The following is an 18,291-nucleotide window of genomic DNA, read 5'->3' on the forward strand; positions in this document are numbered from 1 at the left end:
TGCCACCAAAAGCGGCAGCCACCCAGGAACGTTACAAACCCACGAGTGACCAGGCGATACCGTCGAGAATGTCGTGCTCGCTCACCGCGACCTCGGCGAAGCCGTATCGGGCCACGATCCGGTCCAGAATGAGCGCGCCCGCGCCGATGACGTCGACCCGCCCCGGATGCATGACGCCCAGTGCCGCGCGCTCTTCATGCGTCATCGAAAGCAGACGCTGGGTGACCTCGTGCACGTCACCGGCCGGAATTCGGGAATGGTGAATACGCGCGGGATCGTATTCGGAAAGCCCGAGAGCGATTCCCGCGACCGTCGTGACCGATCCGGCGAGCCCCACCAGGGTGCGCGCCGCGCCCACCGGCACCTCGGCCTCGACCCGGTCGAGCGCCCGGTCGATGTCGGCGGCCACCGCCGCCACCGCCTCGCCGGACGGCGGGTCGGCGTCCTTCAGATGCCGCTCGGTCAGGCGCACGCAGCCGATGTCGACCGACAGCGCCCCCCAGGGCGACGGGCCCACCACGAACTCGGTCGAGCCGCCGCCGATGTCCACCACCAGGAACGGCGCGGGGTGCCCCGGCAGGTCTCTGGTCGCCCCGGCGAAGGACAGCGCGGCCTCCTCGGCCCCGGTGACCACCTCGGGAGCCACGCCGAAGATCTCGCGCACGCCCCGCTCGAAGTCGGCGCGGTTCGCGGCGTCGCGGGTCGCGCTGGTCGCCACCACGCGCACCGCCTCCGCCCCGTGCTGGGCGATCAGCTTGGCGTAGCCGCGCATCGCGGCGAACGTGCGCTCCAGCGCGGCCGGGGACAAGCGTCCGGTGCGGTCCACTCCCTCGCCCAGGCGCACGATCTCCATGCGCCGCTCGATCTCGGCCAGGCCGTCCGCCGTCACGTCGGCGACCAGCAGGCGCACCGAGTTGGTGCCGCAGTCGATCGCGGCCACACGGGTCATCGCTCGCCCACCTCATCGCGCGTCACGCACGGACCGGCCGCCCACCAGGGCGGCAGCAGATCGAGGGCCTCGCGGCCCAGCGGATTGGACCCCGGCGCGGCCAGCTCGTGCGCGACCAGCGCGTGCAGGCACTTCACCCGGTCGGGCATCCCGCCCGCGCTCTGCGTACCGCGCGGCAGCGGCTCGATGCCCTCCTGCTCGGCCACCGCGTCGCGCCTGGCGACGTAGTCGTCATGGGCGGCCTGGTACGACTTGGCCAGCTCGGGATCGGCGGCCAGCCGCTCGCGCATCTCCCGCATCAGCCCGGACGACTCCAGCGCGCCGATCTCGGAGGCCGCGCGCGGACACGTCAAGTAGTACAGCGTCGGGAACGGCGACCCGTCGGCCAGCCTGGGCGCGGTCTCCACCACATCGGGCAGCCCGCACGGGCACCGGTGCGCCACCGCGCGCACCGCCCTCGGCGGACGGCCGAGCTGGCGTTCGACGCTGTCGAGATCCTCCCGGTCGGGCACCGGACGCTCCTCCCCCTGCGGGGTCATCGGGAGACGCCGTGGTCGGCCGCCTCGACCGACTTCCACAGCGACTCGTACCACGGCGGCCTGGCCACGGCCCGTCGTCCCGGCTTGCCGGGGGCCGCCACCTTGTCGCCGTCCATCACCACGAAACACTTCTGCCCGGGCTCGCAGTAGAACAGGCGCTCCCTGGCCTGACGCACGGTGTAGCCCGGATCCTGGAGCTGTTTGCTCCGCTCCCGCAGGCGTTGCAGGGCCGCGAGCTCCCGGGCCTGCTCCTGTTGCAGCTCCGCGATCTGGCGGCGCTGGGCGACGAACTCCCTGACCGGGTAGGCCAGGCTCATCGCGATCGCGCACACCACCACCGCGAGCACCGCCGCGCGCCCGGTCAGTTGCGGCCGCCTGCTCATCCACTGCCCTCCCTGTGCTCGGCGCGGCGGCCCGTGCCCGGCGCGGACGCCGGGCGCGGGCCACCGTCACCCACGCTAGCGAGAGAAGCGGGGGAAGGCACCGCGACCCGCGTAGCGGGCGGAATCTCCCAAATGCTCCTCGATGCGAAGCAACTGGTTGTACTTCGCCACGCGGTCGGAGCGCGCCGGCGCGCCGGTCTTGATCTGGCCGCAGTTCGTCGCCACCGCCAGGTCGGCGATCGTGACGTCCTCGGTCTCGCCGGACCGGTGGCTCATCATGCAGCGGTAGCCGCTGCGGTGGGCCAGCTCGACCGCGTCGAGGGTCTCGGTGAGCGTGCCGATCTGGTTCACCTTCACCAGCAGCGCGTTGGCCGCGCCGTCGGCGATGCCCCGGGCCAGCCGCTCGGGGTTGGTGACGAACAGGTCGTCGCCGACGAGCTGGACCCGCGAGCCGATGGCGGTGGTGATGGACTTCCAGCCCGCCCAGTCCTCTTCGTCCAGCGGGTCCTCGATGGAGACCAGCGGGTAGGAGGCGACCAGGTCGGTGTAGAACGCGATCAGCTCGTCCGCGCTCAGGCCCTTGCCGTCGATGGTGTAGGTGCCGCCGGAGTGGAACTCGGTGGCCGCGACGTCGAGCGCCAGCGCGATGTCCTCGCCCGGGGTGTAGCCGGCCCGCTCGATGGCCACCATGATCAGGTCGAGCGCGTCGCGGTTGGACGGCAGGTTCGGCGCGAAGCCGCCCTCGTCGCCCAGCCCGGTGGCGTAGCCCGTCTCCTTCAGCACCGCCTTGAGCGTGTGGTAGACCTCCGCGCCCCAGCGGACCGCCTCGGAGAACGTCTCCGCGCCGATCGGCGCGATCATGAACTCCTGGATGTCCACGTTGGTGTCGGCGTGCGCGCCGCCGTTCAGGATGTTCATCATCGGCACCGGCAGCAGGTGCGCGTTCGGCCCGCCGACGTAGCGGTAAAGCTCCAGGTCGGCGCTGTCGGCGGCGGCCTTGGCCACGGCCAGCGACACGCCCAGGATGGCGTTCGCGCCGAGCCTGGACTTGTTGTCGGTGCCGTCCAGGTCGATCATCGTCTGGTCGATCAGCCGCTGGTCCTCGGCGTCGAGCTCGGCGATCTCGTCGGCGATCTCGTCCGTGACGCCGAGCACCGCCTTCTCCACGCCCTTGCCGAGGTAGCGCTCGCCGCCGTCGCGCAGTTCCACCGCCTCGAACTGGCCGGTGGACGCACCACTCGGCACCGCGGCCCGGCCGGTGCTGTAGTCGTCAAGCAGGACCTCGACCTCTACCGTGGGGTTGCCCCGGGAGTCGAGGATCTCGCGCGCGGTAACGGCCTCGATGGCAGCCACGAAGCGCTCCTTGGGATCGAAGAACGGGTTGCGCCAGAAAGCCTATCGACACATGGCGGGCCGCACGGATCCGCCGGGCGCTATTCCAGTCGCCAGCTCCTGAGCCTGCGGTCCTGGCCGCCGGCGACGGCCACGAGCCCGCCGTCGAGTTCGGCCGCGGTCACGGTGAGCAGCCAGTCCTTGGCGCCCTTGAACGGCCCGCCGAGCGGCTTGCCGGTGGTGAGGTCCCACGCCCGCACGGACTTGTCCCAGCTCGCGGTGAGCAGCACGGGACGGCCCCCGGCGTCGGCGACGGCGGCGTCGACCACCGCCTCGCGGTGCCCGGCCATCGCCTCGTAGAGCGGCCGCCGGGTGGCGAGGTCGACCACCTCGATCTCGTTGGCGCGGTTCTCCCGCGCGAGCACCGTACGGCCTCCGACCGTGGCGACGGCGAGCGCGTAGCACGGGGTGGTGGTGTACGGCTCGCCGATCGGCCGCCGGGTGGTGGCGTCCCAGACGATGAGCCGGTTGTCGGTCTGCGCGCCGACGGTGACGACGACCGGCTTGCCGTCGAGTTCGGCGGTGACCATCGACAGCACACCGAACTTGTGGCCCCGCATCGCCGAGCCGATCTGCTCGCCGGTGACCGGGTCGGACAGGCGCGTGCCGTCTCCGCCGGAGGACGCCACCACCGGACGGCCGTCCAGGGAGGTCACGGCCACGGAGTTCACGTCGTCGGAGTGCCCGGCGAAGCGGCTGATCCGCTTGCCCGACTCAAGGTCCCAGACGTGGACGGCGTTGTCGTAACCGCCCGCGACGCCGGCGGGCCGGCCGTCGAGGTCGATCACCTCGATGTCGCTGAACACCTCGGCCCCGAGCCGGTAGGCGGGGGCCGCCTGCTTGCCGGTAGCGAGGTCGGATATGAGGATCCGGCCGTTGCGGTCGGAGGAGACGGCGACGTCGCGGCCTTTCAGGCGGGTGAAGGCCACGCCCGTCACCTCGTCGGAATGCCCGGAGAACACCGCGCCCACGGGTTTGCCGAAGCCGCCGGGAAGGCGCGGAGAGGCACCGGTGGCGGTGGGAGTGGGGGTCGTGGTCTCGCTGGGGGCCTGTTCCGGCGTACTGCCCGCCTCCCTCGTCACGCCCGCCTGCGTGGTGACGGAGGGAACGGGGGTGGGTGAGAACCGGGGGGCCAGGATCGCGGCCGAGACCGTCACCGCCGCGACGGCGGCGGCCACCCCCACCGCGACCCACGCGCCACGCCTGCGCCGCTCCTCCGGCTCGCGACGCCCGCGGGGAGCCGGCATCTGCCCGCCGGAGACCGCTCCCACCGGAACGGGCGTCCCCTGCGGCGGGGGCGGCTGGGCGGGCCCTCCCACGGGCGTGTGCCACCCGCCGGAAGGCCCCGTGGCCCCGAGCGCCCGGCCTGCCGGGCCGGTCTCCTGCCCCGCCCGCCCGGCCGCGGGCACACCTCCCGGGGAGGGCGCCGCCTGGCCGGGAGTCGCGGTGTCGGCCGCGATCAGGTCGAGGAGGAGCTGAGCGGCCGGCGGGCGCGCGGCGGGGTCCTTGGCGAGGCAGGCGAACAGGATGTCGCGTAACGGACCGGCGGGCAGGCCCGAGAGGTCGGGGTGCGCGTGCAGGATGCGGTTGAGCACGGCCGGGATGGTCTCCGACCCGAAGGCCGGACGGCCGGTCGCGGCGAAGACCATGGTGATCGCCCAGGCGAACACGTCGGAGGCGGCGGTGGCCGAGTGCCCGGAGATCTGCTCGGGCGACATGTACGCCGGGGTGCCCAGCGCCGAGCTGGTGGTCGCGGAGGTCACGCCGTCCAGCGCGCGGGCGATGCCGAAGTCGATGACCCTCGGCCCGTCGGCCGCCAGCAGCACGTTGCTCGGCTTGAAGTCGCGGTGGACGACCCCCGCGCGGTGGATCGCGGCCAGGGCCGTAGCCGTGCCGACCGCCACGCGCATCAGGTCGTCGCCCGTGCGCGGCCCGTTCTCGCGGACCATCCGGTCGAGCGGGACCCCCTCGACGTACTCGCTGACCACGTACGGGTGGTCGTTGCGGACGTCGGAGTCGAGCACCCGGACCGTGCAGAACCGCGCGACCCGGCGGGCCGTCTCGACCTCGCGCCGGAACCGCTCTCTCGCCGAGGCGTCGCCCGCGAACCTGGCGTGCAGCAGCTTGACCGCCACCCGCTCGCCTTCGGGATCCTCGGCCAGGAACACGGTGCCCTGGCCGCCCTCGCCCAGCAGGCCGAGCAGCCGGTAGCGGCCCAGCCGCTCGGGGTCTCCCGGCCGCAGTGGATCGGCGCTGGACATCCGCTTCTCCCACTGGGCTCGGCGACTGGGGCTCGACGACGCTGACTCAACGCTGACTCACGCCGAGCGTAACGGATCAGCCGCCCTGCGGCTCCTCCCAGGCGCGTACGTGGTCGCGATAGGCGCGGGCGGCGGCCCGCAGCTCGGCCTCCGGGTCGAGTCCCTCGGCCCGGGCCTCACGAACGAGTTCGAACAGGCGCGCCCCGAGCGGGGAGACCCCGCGCGCGGCGAGGTCGCCGGGCAGCTCTGCGGGCGCGCCCACGCGCTCCGCGCGCCGCTGCAGCTTGGCCGCCAGGGTCAGCGACGGCTGGCCCATGGGCACGCCGTCGAGGGCCGAGCCGCCGCCCTTGGCGGTCCGCTCGGCGGCCTTGATGGTCTCCCAGTTGTCGTTGACCTCGTCGGCGCCCCGCACGCTGACCGTGCCGAACACGTGGGGGTGACGGCGGATCAGCTTGTCCACGATGCCCTGGGCCACGTCGTCGATGTCGAAGCCATCGTCCTCGCGGTCGCTCGCCACCCGGGAGTGGAACGCCACCTGGAGCAGCACGTCGCCCAGCTCCTCGCGCAGCGCGGCGCGGTCGCCCTCCTCGACGGTCTCCAGCACCTCGTACGCCTCTTCGAGCAGGTAGGGCACCAGCGACTCGTGGGTCTGCTCGGCGTCCCACGGGCACTCGGTGCGCAGCCGGTCCATCACCGCGACCAGGTCGAGCACCCGCGCGCCCGGCAGGTCGTAGGAGCCGGGCACGACCTCGATCTCGGGCGGGTCGTCCAAGGCGACGGCGGCGTGCCCGAAGGCGCGCATCACGTCGGCGTCGCCGTCCTGGGCGGCCAGCCACACCACCTGGGCCGAACGGGCCTCGGCGACGAGCCGCGCCGGGTCGGGCGCGGCCACCTCGACCTCGACGCCCGCCTCCGCGAGGTAGGGCAGGCAGGGGTGGTCGGCGGAGCCGGTCAGGACGCGGCCCTCACGCAGCACCCGCCAGGCGTGGTGCCCGAGCAGCCCGGGGGCCACCCTGGGCGAGGTGGTGACGAGGATCAGCGGCATTCGCGGACCACCGCCCGATCAGCCGCCCTGCGGGATCTGGTCCTGCGGGACCTGCTCCTGGGGCATCTGGTCCTGCGGCACGCCCTCCTGCGGCGCGGTCTGCGCCTCGCCGGCCTGCTTGCCGGTCTTGCCGAAGCGCTGGGCGGGCAGGAACGCGCCCTGCTGCTGGTCCCAGTCGCCGTAGCGCGGGTTGAAGGTCACCGGCACCGCCATGACCTGCTTGGCCACCTCCTGCTGGCCGCGCTGCACCGACGCGTCGTCGGTGCCGCCGCCCAGGGAGACGATCAGCTTCTGGCCGGTGAGGAAGGCCCGGACGTAGTCGCGGCTCTGCGACGGGGGCACACCCTGCACCAGAAGCTGCTGCTCGACCTGCCGCGCGCCGCCGCCCTGGGTGGTGATGAAGGCGTCGATCTCGCTCTCGCTGACCTTCACGCCGTTGTTCACGCCCACCTGGCCGAACCGGCTGGTCTCCACGAGCTGCAGCAGCACCGACTGCGGCAGCGGGCGGGGAAGCTGCTCGCGGGCGCCGGGCACGCCGTTCAGCGCGCGCTCGACCTCGCGGACACGTGCGTCCACCTCGGAGGAGGTGATGCGCTCCTGGCCCACGATCGCGGCCGCTCCGGCCTTCATCGGCGAGCAGGCGGTGAGCAGGATGACGCCGGAGGCCGCCACGGCCACAGCCAGACGCGTTGGAGTCTTCAACGTGGGATCCCTTCCGACAAATCGCGCCTACCCTATCGCGCCCGTCCGGCGGCTCCCGCCGCGGCGGCGGGCTCCAGGAACATCGCCTGCACCAGGTCGCCGCACCACTTGAGCAGGTCGAGGTCGCGCAGCGGCTGACCGCCGAGCGGCCTGGTCTTCGGCACCGGCACCAGAAGCGTCTGGACGGCCTGCTTGTACAGGGACTTGGGGTAGAGGCGCTGCAACCGGACCTGCTGGGAGTCGGCCAGGGTGACCGGGATGAACTTGACGTACTGGCCCTGCACGGTGACGTCGGTCAGCCCGGCCTGGCGGGCGCGGATCCGGAAACGCGCCACCTCCAGCAGGTTGTCCACGGCCTGCGGCGGCCGGCCGTACCGGTCGGTCAGCTCGTCGCGGACCGCCACGATGTCCTCCTGCGCACCGATCGCGGCGATCCGCTTGTACGCCTCAAGCCGCAGCCGCTCGGAGGTCACGTAGTCGTGCGGGATGTGCGCGTTGATCGGCAGCTCGACCCGCACGTCGGCGCGCTCGCTCTCGCCCGGCGCCGCGCCGGTGAGCTTCGCCTTCTGCTCCTGCACGGCCTCCGACATCATCCGCACGTAGAGGTCGAAGCCGACGCCCGCGATGTGGCCGGACTGCTCCGCGCCCAGGATGTTGCCCGCGCCGCGGATCTCCAGGTCCTTCATCGCGACGTACATGCCCGCGCCCATCTCGGTGTGCTGGGCGATGGTGGCCAGCCGCTCGTGCGCCGTCTCGGTCAGCGGGCGCTCCGGCGGGTAGAGGAAGTAGGCGTAGCCGCGCTCCCGGCCGCGTCCCACCCGGCCGCGGAGCTGGTGGAGCTGCGACAGGCCGTAGTTGTCGGCCCGGTCCACGATGAGCGTGTTGGCGTTGGGCACGTCCAGGCCCGACTCGACGATGGTCGTGCACACCAGCACGTCGAAGTTGCGCTCCCAGAAGTCCACCATGATCTTTTCGAGCTGCTGCTCGTTCATCTGGCCGTGCGCCACCGCGATCTTGGCCTCGGGCACCAGCTCGTGCAGCCGCGCCGCCGTCTTGTTGATGCTGGCCACCCGGTTGTGCACGAAGAACACCTGCCCGTCGCGCATCAGCTCGCGGCGCACGGCGGCGGAGATCTGCTTCTCGTCGTACGGCCCGACGAAGGTCAGGATCGGGTGCCGCTCCTCCGGCGGCGTGAGGATCGTGGACATCTCCCTGATCCCCGTGAGGCCCATCTCCAGGGTGCGCGGGATCGGGGTGGCCGACATGGCCAGCACGTCCACCTGAGTGCGCAGGTGCTTCATGGCCTCCTTGTGCTCCACGCCGAACCGCTGCTCCTCGTCCACGATGATCAGGCCGAGGTGCTTGAACCTGACCTCGGGGCTGAGCAGGCGGTGGGTGCCGATCACGACGTCGACGGAGCCTTCGGTGAGCCCGCGCATGGTCTCCTTGACCTCGGCGTCGGTCTGGAACCGCGACATCGGCTTGACCACGACGGGGAAGCTGGAGAACCGCTCGGTGAACGTGGACAGGTGCTGCTGGACCAGCAGGGTGGTGGGGACCAGCACGGCGACCTGCTTGCCGTCCTGGACGGCCTTGAACGCCGCCCGCACCGCGATCTCGGTCTTGCCGTACCCGACGTCGCCGCAGACCAGGCGGTCCATCGGCAGCGGGCGCTCCATGTCGCGCTTGACCTCGTCGATGGCGGCGAGCTGGTCGTTGGTCTCGGCGTAGGGGAAGGCGTCCTCCATCTCGCGCTGCCACGGGGAGTCGGCCGCGAACGGGTGACCGGGCGAGGCCATCCGGGCGCTGTACAGCCTGATCAGCTCGCCGGCGATCTCCTTGACCGCCTTCTTGGCCCGCGACTTGGCCTTGGCCCAGTCGGCGCCGCCCATCCGGTTCAGCGTCGGGGCCTCGCCGCCGACGTAGCGGGTCACCTCGTCGAGCTGGTCGGTGGGCACGTACAGCCGGTCGCCCTTGGCGTACTCGATGACCAGGTACTCGCGCGTCGCCCCCTGGACCGTGCGCTGCACCATCTCCACGTAACGGCCTACGCCATGCTGCTCGTGGACGACGTGGTCGCCCACCTTGAGCTGCAGCGGATCGACCATGTTGCGGCGGCGCGACGGCAGGCGCCGCATGTCCTTCGTGGACGCCTTCTGCCCCACCAGGTCGAGGTGGGTGAGCACGGCCAGGGTCTCGGTCACGAACCCGTGCTCCACGCGGCCCGTGGTCACGTGGGCCACTCCCCTGGCGGGCTCGGCCCCCAGGCCCGGCTCCAGCCTGGCCGGGACGTCCACGCCCTTCAGCAGCTCCACGATGCGCTCGGCCGGGCCGTGGCCCTCGCTGAGCAGCACGACCGTACGGCCCTCGCCCAGCCAGCCCTTGATGTCGCCCAGCGCCCGCTGGGTGTCGCCCCGGTAGGACTCGGCCTCGTGCGCGTCGAGCGTCACGCCGTCCGTGGTGTCGCCGGTGCCGGTGAACGGCGCGATCGACCACCACGGCTGCCCCAGCTCACCGGCGTGCTCGCGGACCTCGTCGAGCCTGCGGAAGGCCGACGCGCCGAGGTCGATCGGGGCCTCGCCGCCGGCCGCCGCGTTGATCCACGACGCCTCCAGGAACTCCTGGCTGGTGCGGACCAGCTCCTCCGCGCGGCTGCGGATGCGCTCGGGGTCGCAGACGAACACCGCCGAGCGGACCGGCAGGTGCTGCACCAGCAGGTCCATCTCCCCGGCCAGCACGGGCGCGAACGCCTCCATGCCCTCGACCGGCGAACCCTCGGCGAGCTGTTCGAGCGTCTCGGCCAGCGCCGGGTGCTGATCGGCCAGCTCCCTGGCCCGCTCGCGCACGTCGGGGGTCAGCAGCAGCTCGCGGCAGGGGGCGGCGAACAGGCCGTCTTCCGCCACCTCCAGCGACCGCTGGTCGGCGACCTTGAACCAGCGGATCTCCTCGACGGTGTCGCCCCAGAACTCCAGCCGCAGCGGGTGCTCCTCGGTGGGCGGGAAGACGTCGAGCAGCCCGCCGCGCACGGCCACCTCGCCGCGCCGCTCCACCATGTCCACCCGGTGGTAGCCGTTCTCGACCAGCCGCGCCACGACCTCGTCGAGGTCGGCGTCGTCGCCCGCGCGCAGGCGCACCGGCACCAGGTCGCCCAGGCCCTTGACGATCGGCTGTAGCACCGCGCGGATCGGGGCCACGACCACGCTCAGCGGGCCCGCGGCGGTGTCGCCGCCCACCGGGTGGGCCAGCCGCCGCAGCACCGCGAGCCGCCGCCCCACCGTGTCGCTGCGTGGGGACAGCCGCTCGTGCGGCAGCGTCTCCCAGGCCGGGAACACCGCGATGGAGTTCTCGTCGAGCAGACTGGTCAGCGCGGCGGCGAGGTCTTCCGCCTCGCGCTCGGTCGCGGTCACGGCGAGCACGGTGCGCGCCGCGCCGCCGTCGCCGTCGCCGTCGCGGGCCAGCGCCGCGACCGTGAACGGACGCAGCGCGGGCGGCGCGATCAGGGACACGTCGGAGGTGTCGCCCGACCGCACGTCGCGCAGCGGCCCGGCGAGCCCGGGATCGGCCACGACAAGATCAAGAAGTCCGGAAAGGGTCATCAGAAATCGCCCACAGCCCCACGATGGCAACACGACTACCCCCGGCGGGAGGGTCGCGTGCACGGGGGTTACTGACTACAGGGTACTTGCCCGGCTCTCCGTGACGTCGCCGCACGGGTATCCTCGGCTCTTCGCGGTCGATTGACTACTCTAGGTGACATGTACGAGGTGACATCGGGCGTCGAGCGAGACGACCTGTTCAACCGCATCATCCGCGACCAGTGGACCGAGCACCTGGGGCGCCGGATCGACGTCCTCGCGGCCGGGTGCGGCAGAGGCGGCGACCCGCTCACCGCGCCGCGCATGGAGACCAGGGTCACCGGCATCGACGAAGACCTGCCCGCGCTGCGCCGCGTGGTCGAGTCGCGCCCCGACCTCGACGCCTTCGCGCTCGGCGACCTGCGCCTGGTGCCGGTCCCGCCACGCGCCTTCGACGTGGTGCACATCGACCTGGTGCTCGAACGCATCCGGCACGCCGAACTGGTGCTCGACCGCCTGATCGCGGGCCTGCGCCCCGGCGGGCTGCTGCTGCTGCGGATGCGCGACCGCGAGTCGGCCTACGGTTTCTGGGACCGCGTGGTCCCCACGCCGCTGCGACGGCTTACCTGGCGCCGGTTCACGCCCTCCGGCACGGTCGGGCCGCTGCCCGCCGTCTACGAGACGATCACCTCCCGTGACGGTGTCCGGTCGTTCTGCCTGAGCCGGGGCCTGCGGATCAGCGAGGAGCACACCGCCTGCGCCGGGCCCGCGCTGCGCGGCACGTTCGGCGGGCTCGCGCGGCTCGCGTGCCGCCTGGTCCACAGTCTTTCCGGCGGGCGCCGCACGGCCGCGCACGACGAGATCACGTTCGTCATCCGCAAGCCGCAGAACCAGTTCGCTCGTTTGATCTGACCTGGGACGAGTCGCTAATCTGTCACTCTCCTACCAAGACGGTCGGTTGAGTGCGGCAAACGGCGACGGAGCATATGGCGACTTCCGAGTGGACCCCCGATGCCCGTGAGCTGGCCGATCTGGAGCTGCTGCTGTCCGGCGCGTTCCACCCGCTCACCGGTTTCCTCGGCGAGGCGGACGCGCACAGCGTGCTCGACCACGGCACCCTGACCGACGGCACCCGATGGCCCGACCCGGTGCTGCTGGCCCTGCCCGACGACCATCCGGCCGCCGCCGGCGACCAGGTCACGCTGCGCGATCCGGAGGGGGCGGCGCTGGCCGTCCTGACGGTCACCGAGCGCGGGCCGCACGGCGTGGCCGGGCCCGTCGAAGGGCTCGGGGCGCCGGAGCACGGGCCGTTCGCGCGGCTGCGACGCACTCCCGCCGAGACCCGCAAGGAGCTGGGCGACCGAGACGTGCTGGCGATCACCATGCGCGGGCCGCTCGACGATCCCGTGCTGGCCGAGATCACCGCGACGGCCTCCGAGCTCGACGCGGCCGTGCTGCTGCTGCCCCTGGCGTACGGCGAGGGCGGCCCCGCCGTGGTGCGCGCGGCGCTCAGCGCCCGCGACCGGCTGCCCGGCGGCGCGGCGATCACCGCGGTCCCGCTGGCCCCGCGCGAGGACACCGCGATCGACCTGGAGCTGCGCGAGCACGTCGCCGAGGCGTACGGCGCGTCCGAGCACCTGGCGGCCCCCGACCCGATCTCCATTCCCGGCCCCCCGCACCGGCGCGGCCTCGTGGTCTTCTTCACCGGACTGTCCGGTTCCGGGAAGTCCACCATCGCCAGGGGCCTGCACGACGTCCTGTTGGAACGCGGCACCCGCACGGTGACCTACCTCGACGGCGACGTCGTGCGGCGACTGCTGTCGGCCGGGCTGACCTTCTCCAAGGCCGACCGCGACCTCAACATCCGGCGCATCGGGTTCGTCGCCGCCGAGGTGGCCAGGCACGGCGGGCTGGCGATCTGCGCGCCGATCGCGCCATACGCCGCCACGCGCGCCGAGGTCCGCGAGATGGCCGAGGCGGTCGGCGCCGACTTCCTGCTGATCCACGTGTCCACCCCGCTCGCCGAGTGCGAGCGCCGCGACCGCAAGGGCCTGTACGCCAAGGCCCGCGCCGGCCTGATCCCCGAGTTCACCGGCATCTCCGACCCCTACGAGGAGCCCGACGACGCCGACCTGGTGATCGACACCACCGGCATTCCGGTGGAGCGCGCCGTGGCCCGGGTGACCGACCTGCTGACCTCCGGCCGATGGATCAGGTGATCCGGTGATCGACCTCCCCCTGATCATCGGCTCGTTCCTGGTCGCCGTGATCGTCGGACTGACCGGCATGGGCGGCGGGGCCCTGATGACCCCGATGATGCTGCTCGTCTTCAACGTCCCGCCGCTGGCCGCGGTGTCCAGCGACCTGGTGGCCTCGGCGGTGATGAAGCCCGTCGGCGGCTACGTCCACCTGCGGCGCGGCACTGTGGACATGCGGCTGGTCGGCTGGCTGTGCGCGGGCAGCGTGCCCGCCGCGTTCTGCGGGGTGTTCGTGGCCCGCGCCTTCGGCGAGGGCGAGCAGGTGCAGCAGGCGGTCAAGTACGCCCTGGGCGTCGCGCTGCTGCTGGCCGTGGGCGGGCTGGTGGCCAAGACGTACCTGGGGTGGCGCGAGCGCGGCTCGAAGGGAACCGAGACGGGGCTCACGGACATCGCTGTGCGCCCGATCCCTACCCTACTGGTCGGTACGATCGGAGGGTTGATCGTCGGGATCTCCTCGGTCGGGTCGGGTTCGCTCATCGTGGTCGCCCTGCTCGCGCTGTATCCCGCGCTGCGGGCCAACCAGCTCGTCGGGACCGACCTGGTGCAGGCCGTGCCGCTGGTCGCCTCGGCGGCGATCGGGCACCTGCTCTACGGCGACTTCCGGCTCGACCTGACCGCCTCGCTGCTGATCGGCTCGATCCCCGGCGTCTACCTCGGCGCGCGGATCTCCTCGCGGGCCCCCGGCGGGCTGATCAGGGCACTGCTGACGATCGTGCTGCTGGCATCGGCGCTCAAGCTGCTCGGCGTGGACGACATGACCACCCTGTGGGTGCTCGTGGCCGCCGTGGCCGTCGGAGCGGCCGTCTGGTGGTTCGCCACGCTCACCCGCCGACTGGAGGGTCAGCGCTCGACGGGAACTCAGCGCTCAGCGGAAACTCAGCCCTCGGCGGAGGCTCAGCGCTCGACGGGAGTCGAGCGGAAGTAGGAATCGCGGGCGAGATCCCGGAACGCCCGCCCGGCCCCGGCCGAGGTGTCGAACCTGGTGTCGCCTCGCGGGGCCAGCGCCGAGTCGAAGTAGACCATCGCCTTGACCTGCGGGTAACGCTGGATCCTGGAGCGCACAGAATCGAAGAACCTGCGCTTGAAGGTGTGGTCGCCGGCGCGCTCGAAGGCCCCCCACTCGGCCACCATGATCGGCTTGCTCGGGAAGCGGGTCTGCATCCACCGGTAAAAACCCGGCCAGCCGGGGTAGTCGGCGCGCCGCTTGTTGATCAGGCTGTCGAAATCGTTCACGCGGGCGTCGGCGTACGGGTCGAGCGCCACCCAGTCGACCACGTCGTCGCCGGGGTAGAGCCGCTCGAACCACGGCTTTGAGGCCCAGTTGGGCGCGCCCATGTAGGTCATGACGGTGACCGCGTTGCCGACCCCCTTGGCGCGCAGGCGCAGCACCACCCGGCGGTACATCGCCGCGTAGTCGTCGGCGGTCATCCCCGACCGGGGCTCGGCGCGCACGTCGTTCTCCGGTTCGTGGTGGATCGTGAGGAAGAAGCGCTCACGGAAGTGCTTGGTCAGGTGCGCCGCCAGCCGGTCGATCCGGGCGTCCAGCGCCCCCGCCGCGATCTGCGCCCAGGTGTGCTCGAAGGACGGCTTCCAGTTGATCAGCAGCATCCGCGGCCGGCGGCGGTCCTCCACCAGCGCCCGCTCCTCCTTGGAGGGGAACAACTCGCTCTCCCGGTGGTAGAGGTGCACGATGTCGGCCCGGCGCCCCATTCGCCGCTCCGCCCGCGCCAGCGCCATCCCCGGCGGCAGCCCCGAGAACACCTCGGGCGCGATCCCCCACCAGGCCCCGCAGGACGGAATCAGCTTGGCGGTGACCTCACAGGGCACCGAGGCCCCCAGGCCCAGCAGATCGGTCCGGCTCTCGGGCGCGGGCGAGGCCCCTGTGCCGCCGTCGCCTCCTCCCGCTCCGGAACAGGCGCTGCTCGCCCCAAGCAACGCACCGACCATCACGAACCGCACCTGACGAAGGAAGCGCCTCTTATTGGCTTCTTTAATATTCCTGATTTTCCCGATATCCCCGATATTCCGGAAGATCCGGGCCAGGACCCTTCCATGCTTATGGCCACGATGATGCAAGTCGCCGCACTCCCTTCGAAAACGTCGCCATGTTTCTATGTGCGGCTATATGTCGCAATACATAGCTCTTGCGCGTTTCTTGACGTCCTTGCCGCCTACCATCCCACCGGCGTATCCTCGCACGTCGGAGACTTTACACAGCCGTTGCGAAGCCTTCCGACCAGGTATGTCCGGCTTTTTCAGGACAACCCTGCCATCACTCCATGATTCACTTGCCGAAATTCGTTCATCCGATGGAAAATATCGGTCAAGCGCATCGGTGGAATGGCCGACCGGCCTATAGTGGGGGGCCGTTCATCTTTGCGTGCGGGAGCGGCCCGCGCAACCATCCGGACCCGGCTGGAGGGCACGATTTCCTATGAGCCTGTCGCCGGATTTTCCCGACCGAGGTTCGGGAACCGAACTGTCCGAATACACCTCGCTGCTGCGCAGGCGGTGGCTGATCTTCTTCTTCTGCCTCGCCTCCGGGTTCACCGGCGGCGCCGCGCTGCTCCGGTACACGCCGTCCTCCTACACCGCGACCACCCAGGTCCTGGTCTCCCCCACCGGGGTCAACGACCAGATCAACCAGCTCAGCGGGCGGCAGCGCGAATCGCTCAACCTCGACACCGAGGCGCAGATCGCGCAGTCGGCCGTCGTCGCCGAGAAGGCCGCGACCAACCTGAAGCCGTCCGCGCTCGCCGAACCGGTCCCGGCCGCCACGATCGCCGTCGCCGTGCCGCCGAACTCCGCCGTCCTGTCGATCTCCGCCACCGCGGCCACGCCCGCCTCCGCCGCCGCACACGCCCGCGCCTACGCCGAGGCGTACCTCCAGCAGCGCACCGAGGCCGCGCAGCGTGAGCTGGGCGTCCAGCTCAAGGCCCTGTCGGCGAAGCTCAAGCAGGTCAACGCCGACCTCGGCGAGATCGCCACCTCGCTTCCCGGCCTGGCCAGGGGCTCGGCCGAGCGCACCATCGCCCAGCAGCAGCAAGACGTCCTGAGCCGTCAGGTCTACAACCTCACCGCCAAGTACGACACCCTGCGCACGGTCGCGATCACCCCCGGGTCGGTGATCAGCGAGGCCGTCCCGCCCGGCGCGCCCAGCGCCCCCAGCGCTCCTCTCCACCTCGGCAGCGGCCTGATGCTCGGCCTGCTCGCCGGGGCCGGGGCGGCCTTCGCCCGCGACCGCCTCGACACCCGGCTGCGCGGCGCCCGCGACGTCGAGCGCCTCACCGGCATCCCGGTGATCGCGGGGCCGTCCGGGGTCCCGGGGGGCCGCGACCCCGATGGGCCGCACGAGCTGGCGTCCACGCTGATCGCCGCCCGGCCCGGCGGCCACCTGCTCATCCGCCCGGTCGGGGCCGACTTCGAAGGCCGCCAGCTCACGCGGGCCCTGGCCGGGCCGCTCGCCCCCACCCGCGTGCTGAACGGCGACGGCCTGCACGACCTCGCCCGCGCCGAGACGGCGGTGCTGCTGGTCTCACTGCGCGGGGTCTCGGCCCGCGAGGTCGCCACCGCCGCCCAGGCACTGCGCCGCACCGGCACCCGTCTGATCGGCGCCATCGTGCTCCGCCCGGCCCGCCGCCGCGTCCGCCGCGCCGCCGCCGAGCCCCCGACGAACGACCGGCCGTCCCCGGAACTGGAGAAGCCCGGCTCCTTCGGCAAGCCGGACGGCAGGGGCGGCGGCAGGCAGGGGTCCGGAGCCGAAAAGGCGCCCCACCCTCCCGGCTCCCCCGCCGGAGCCCCTCCCCCCTGGTCCGCCTCCGGCTCAGCCCCCGTTTCAGCGACCACCCCAGACCCCATGCCCGGATCCGACCTCGGCTTCAAAAGCACATCCGATTCCAGGTACGGGGCCACACCCGAACCCGGCACCAGAACCGGGGCCGACTTCAGGCCCACATCCGACTCCGGCTTCAGGGCCGCATCCGAGCCGGGTGCCAGGGCGGGGGTCGAGCTCGGCTACAGGGCCGCGTCCGATTCCGGGGGCGATCCTGAGGGCGGGGCCGTCGATGCCGGGGCGTCCTGGTCCGGGGCCGGGGGGCCGGGGAACGTGGCGGGTGTGGGGAAGTTCGGGGCGGCGGGACGAGGTGCGGGGGGGTTTTGGCAGGGGGACGGTGAGTGGCCGGGGACGGCGGTACCGCCGGCTCCGCCGTCCCGGACGGCCTCGCGGGCCGAGTCGGACGCGCTCGGCGCTACGCCACCGCGCAGGTCCGAGGGCCGACCGCCCGGCACCGAGGGCCTCGGCAGGCTCGTGGTCCCCGCGCCCGGCGATCGCGCGCCCGGCACCGGCCGTACCTGGGACGCCTCGCACGTCACCGAAGCGCTGATCACCAGCCCCATCCACCGGCTCACCGAACCGTCCGATCCCCCCGGCCGCCGGGTGTCGCCCACCACCGACACCGACCACTTCGCCGCGTCCCCGCCCACCGGCCAGGCGCGCTCCGCCCCGGAGACCCCGGGCGACGACGCCTCCGCCGATTACCCCGCCTGGGGCGACCGGCTCGACGACGTCCCGCCCACCGGCCGCTCCCGCTGGGCCGACGCCGCCCCTCCTTCCAGCGCGCCGCACCCGTCGGAAAGCCCCACCGACCACACGGGCATGCCCCGCCTCACCGCACGGTCGGAGCCCTCCGCGCCGCGCGACCGGTCGCACGGAAGCGGGCCCTCGGGCGATGGGTACACACTGCCGCGATTCGGTGCGAACACCGGGCCGGAGGCGATCACCCCCGGTGACGAACGAGTCGTGCCGCCGCCCGCCGGGCGTTCGCGCTGGGCCGCCGACGACGGCCTCGACGACATCGGCCGGGAGGCCGCGTCCCCCGCCTGGGGCGACCGGCTGAGCCGGACGCCCGGTGACGAGGCCGACCGATGGGCCGACGGCACATCCGACGACGAGCACGCCCAGTGGCACGACGATCCCGACGACGACGCCGAGGAAGAACCCACCGCGCACAACCCCGGCGGCTCCGAATCCGGAGATCTCGCGGGGCTCGCCGCCCTCGTCAGTCTCGCCGAGGCCGTCACCCCGGCCCAGCCGTTCCGCTGGGAGCCGCACGGTCAGACCCCGGAGACCCCCGCCACGGACGACGACCGGCCACGCGGGGGCCGGAGCCCCTGGCACGAGATGTGAGG

At 72.5% G+C, this 18,291-nt stretch carries 13 protein-coding genes; 4 read left to right on the top strand and 9 right to left on the bottom strand.

All coding sequences use genetic code 11. The features are described from left to right. Nucleotides 1–31: 31 nt before the first annotated feature. From P3X83_RS19500 to mfd, 8 genes are all read right to left on the bottom strand, one after another. Complete coding sequence (locus tag P3X83_RS19500) at nt 32–949, bottom strand: Ppx/GppA phosphatase family protein (RefSeq protein WP_277306555.1); 918 nt, start codon at nt 947–949, stop codon at nt 32–34. Beyond that, complete coding sequence (locus tag P3X83_RS19505) at nt 946–1,488, bottom strand: DUF501 domain-containing protein (protein ID WP_277306556.1); 543 nt, start codon at nt 1,486–1,488, stop codon at nt 946–948. The genes P3X83_RS19500 and P3X83_RS19505 overlap by 4 nt, the downstream gene beginning before the upstream one ends. Beyond that, the gene (locus P3X83_RS19510; protein WP_277306557.1) at nt 1,485–1,871 is read right to left on the bottom strand and encodes a septum formation initiator family protein; all 387 of its coding nucleotides are present in this window, start codon (nt 1,869–1,871) and stop codon (nt 1,485–1,487) included. The genes P3X83_RS19505 and P3X83_RS19510 overlap by 4 nt, the downstream gene beginning before the upstream one ends. Before the next feature lie 75 nt (nt 1,872–1,946). Then, entirely contained in the window at nt 1,947–3,224 is a 1,278-nt protein-coding gene (gene eno, locus P3X83_RS19515) for a phosphopyruvate hydratase (protein ID WP_277306558.1), read from the bottom strand. 80 nt (nt 3,225–3,304) lie between these two features. Beyond that, on the bottom strand, nt 3,305–5,524 hold the full coding sequence (locus tag P3X83_RS19520; protein ID WP_277306559.1) for a serine/threonine-protein kinase: 2,220 nt from the start codon (nt 5,522–5,524) through the stop codon (nt 3,305–3,307). A 76-nt stretch (nt 5,525–5,600) separates the two neighbouring features. Further along, a complete protein-coding gene (locus tag P3X83_RS19525; protein WP_277306560.1) occupies nt 5,601–6,569 on the bottom strand; it encodes a MazG family protein in 969 nt (322 codons plus the stop codon). Between the two features lie 18 nt (nt 6,570–6,587). After that, entirely contained in the window at nt 6,588–7,271 is a 684-nt protein-coding gene (locus P3X83_RS19530) for a hypothetical protein (protein ID WP_277306561.1), read from the bottom strand. Nucleotides 7,272–7,303: 32 nt separating this feature from the next. Continuing rightward, the gene (mfd, locus tag P3X83_RS19535) at nt 7,304–10,867 is read right to left on the bottom strand and encodes a transcription-repair coupling factor (protein ID WP_277306562.1); all 3,564 of its coding nucleotides are present in this window, start codon (nt 10,865–10,867) and stop codon (nt 7,304–7,306) included. Nucleotides 10,868–11,026: 159 nt separating this feature from the next. Between mfd and P3X83_RS19540 the strand changes: the two genes are divergently transcribed. The 3 genes from P3X83_RS19540 (at nt 11,027) to P3X83_RS19550 (ending at nt 14,029) form a co-directional block, all read left to right on the top strand. After that, on the top strand, nt 11,027–11,758 hold the full coding sequence (locus P3X83_RS19540; protein ID WP_277306563.1) for a class I SAM-dependent methyltransferase: 732 nt from the start codon (nt 11,027–11,029) through the stop codon (nt 11,756–11,758). A 74-nt stretch (nt 11,759–11,832) separates the two neighbouring features. After that, entirely contained in the window at nt 11,833–13,065 is a 1,233-nt protein-coding gene (cysC, locus tag P3X83_RS19545; protein WP_277306564.1) for an adenylyl-sulfate kinase, read from the top strand. 4 nt (nt 13,066–13,069) lie between these two features. Beyond that, nucleotides 13,070–14,029: a sulfite exporter TauE/SafE family protein gene (locus tag P3X83_RS19550; RefSeq protein ID WP_277306565.1), complete on the top strand. Its 960-nt coding sequence runs from the start codon at nt 13,070–13,072 to the stop codon at nt 14,027–14,029. Here the strand turns inward: P3X83_RS19550 and P3X83_RS19555 are convergent. Beyond that, nucleotides 13,999–15,051, bottom strand: a complete 1,053-nt coding sequence (locus P3X83_RS19555) for a hypothetical protein (protein WP_277306566.1) — start codon at nt 15,049–15,051, stop codon at nt 13,999–14,001. The two genes, P3X83_RS19550 and P3X83_RS19555, sit on opposite strands and share 31 nt — an antisense overlap. A 487-nt stretch (nt 15,052–15,538) precedes the next feature. On the opposite strand from P3X83_RS19555, the gene P3X83_RS19560 reads away from it, so the two are divergent. Next, nucleotides 15,539–18,289 (top strand): Wzz/FepE/Etk N-terminal domain-containing protein, encoded by a 2,751-nt coding sequence (locus tag P3X83_RS19560; RefSeq protein WP_277306567.1) that lies wholly within the window; start codon nt 15,539–15,541, stop codon nt 18,287–18,289. The last annotated feature ends 2 nt before the right edge of the window (nt 18,290–18,291 follow it).

The organism is Spongiactinospora sp. TRM90649, assembly GCF_029382225.1.
Classification (GTDB): Bacteria; Actinomycetota; Actinomycetes; order Streptosporangiales; family Streptosporangiaceae; genus Spongiactinospora.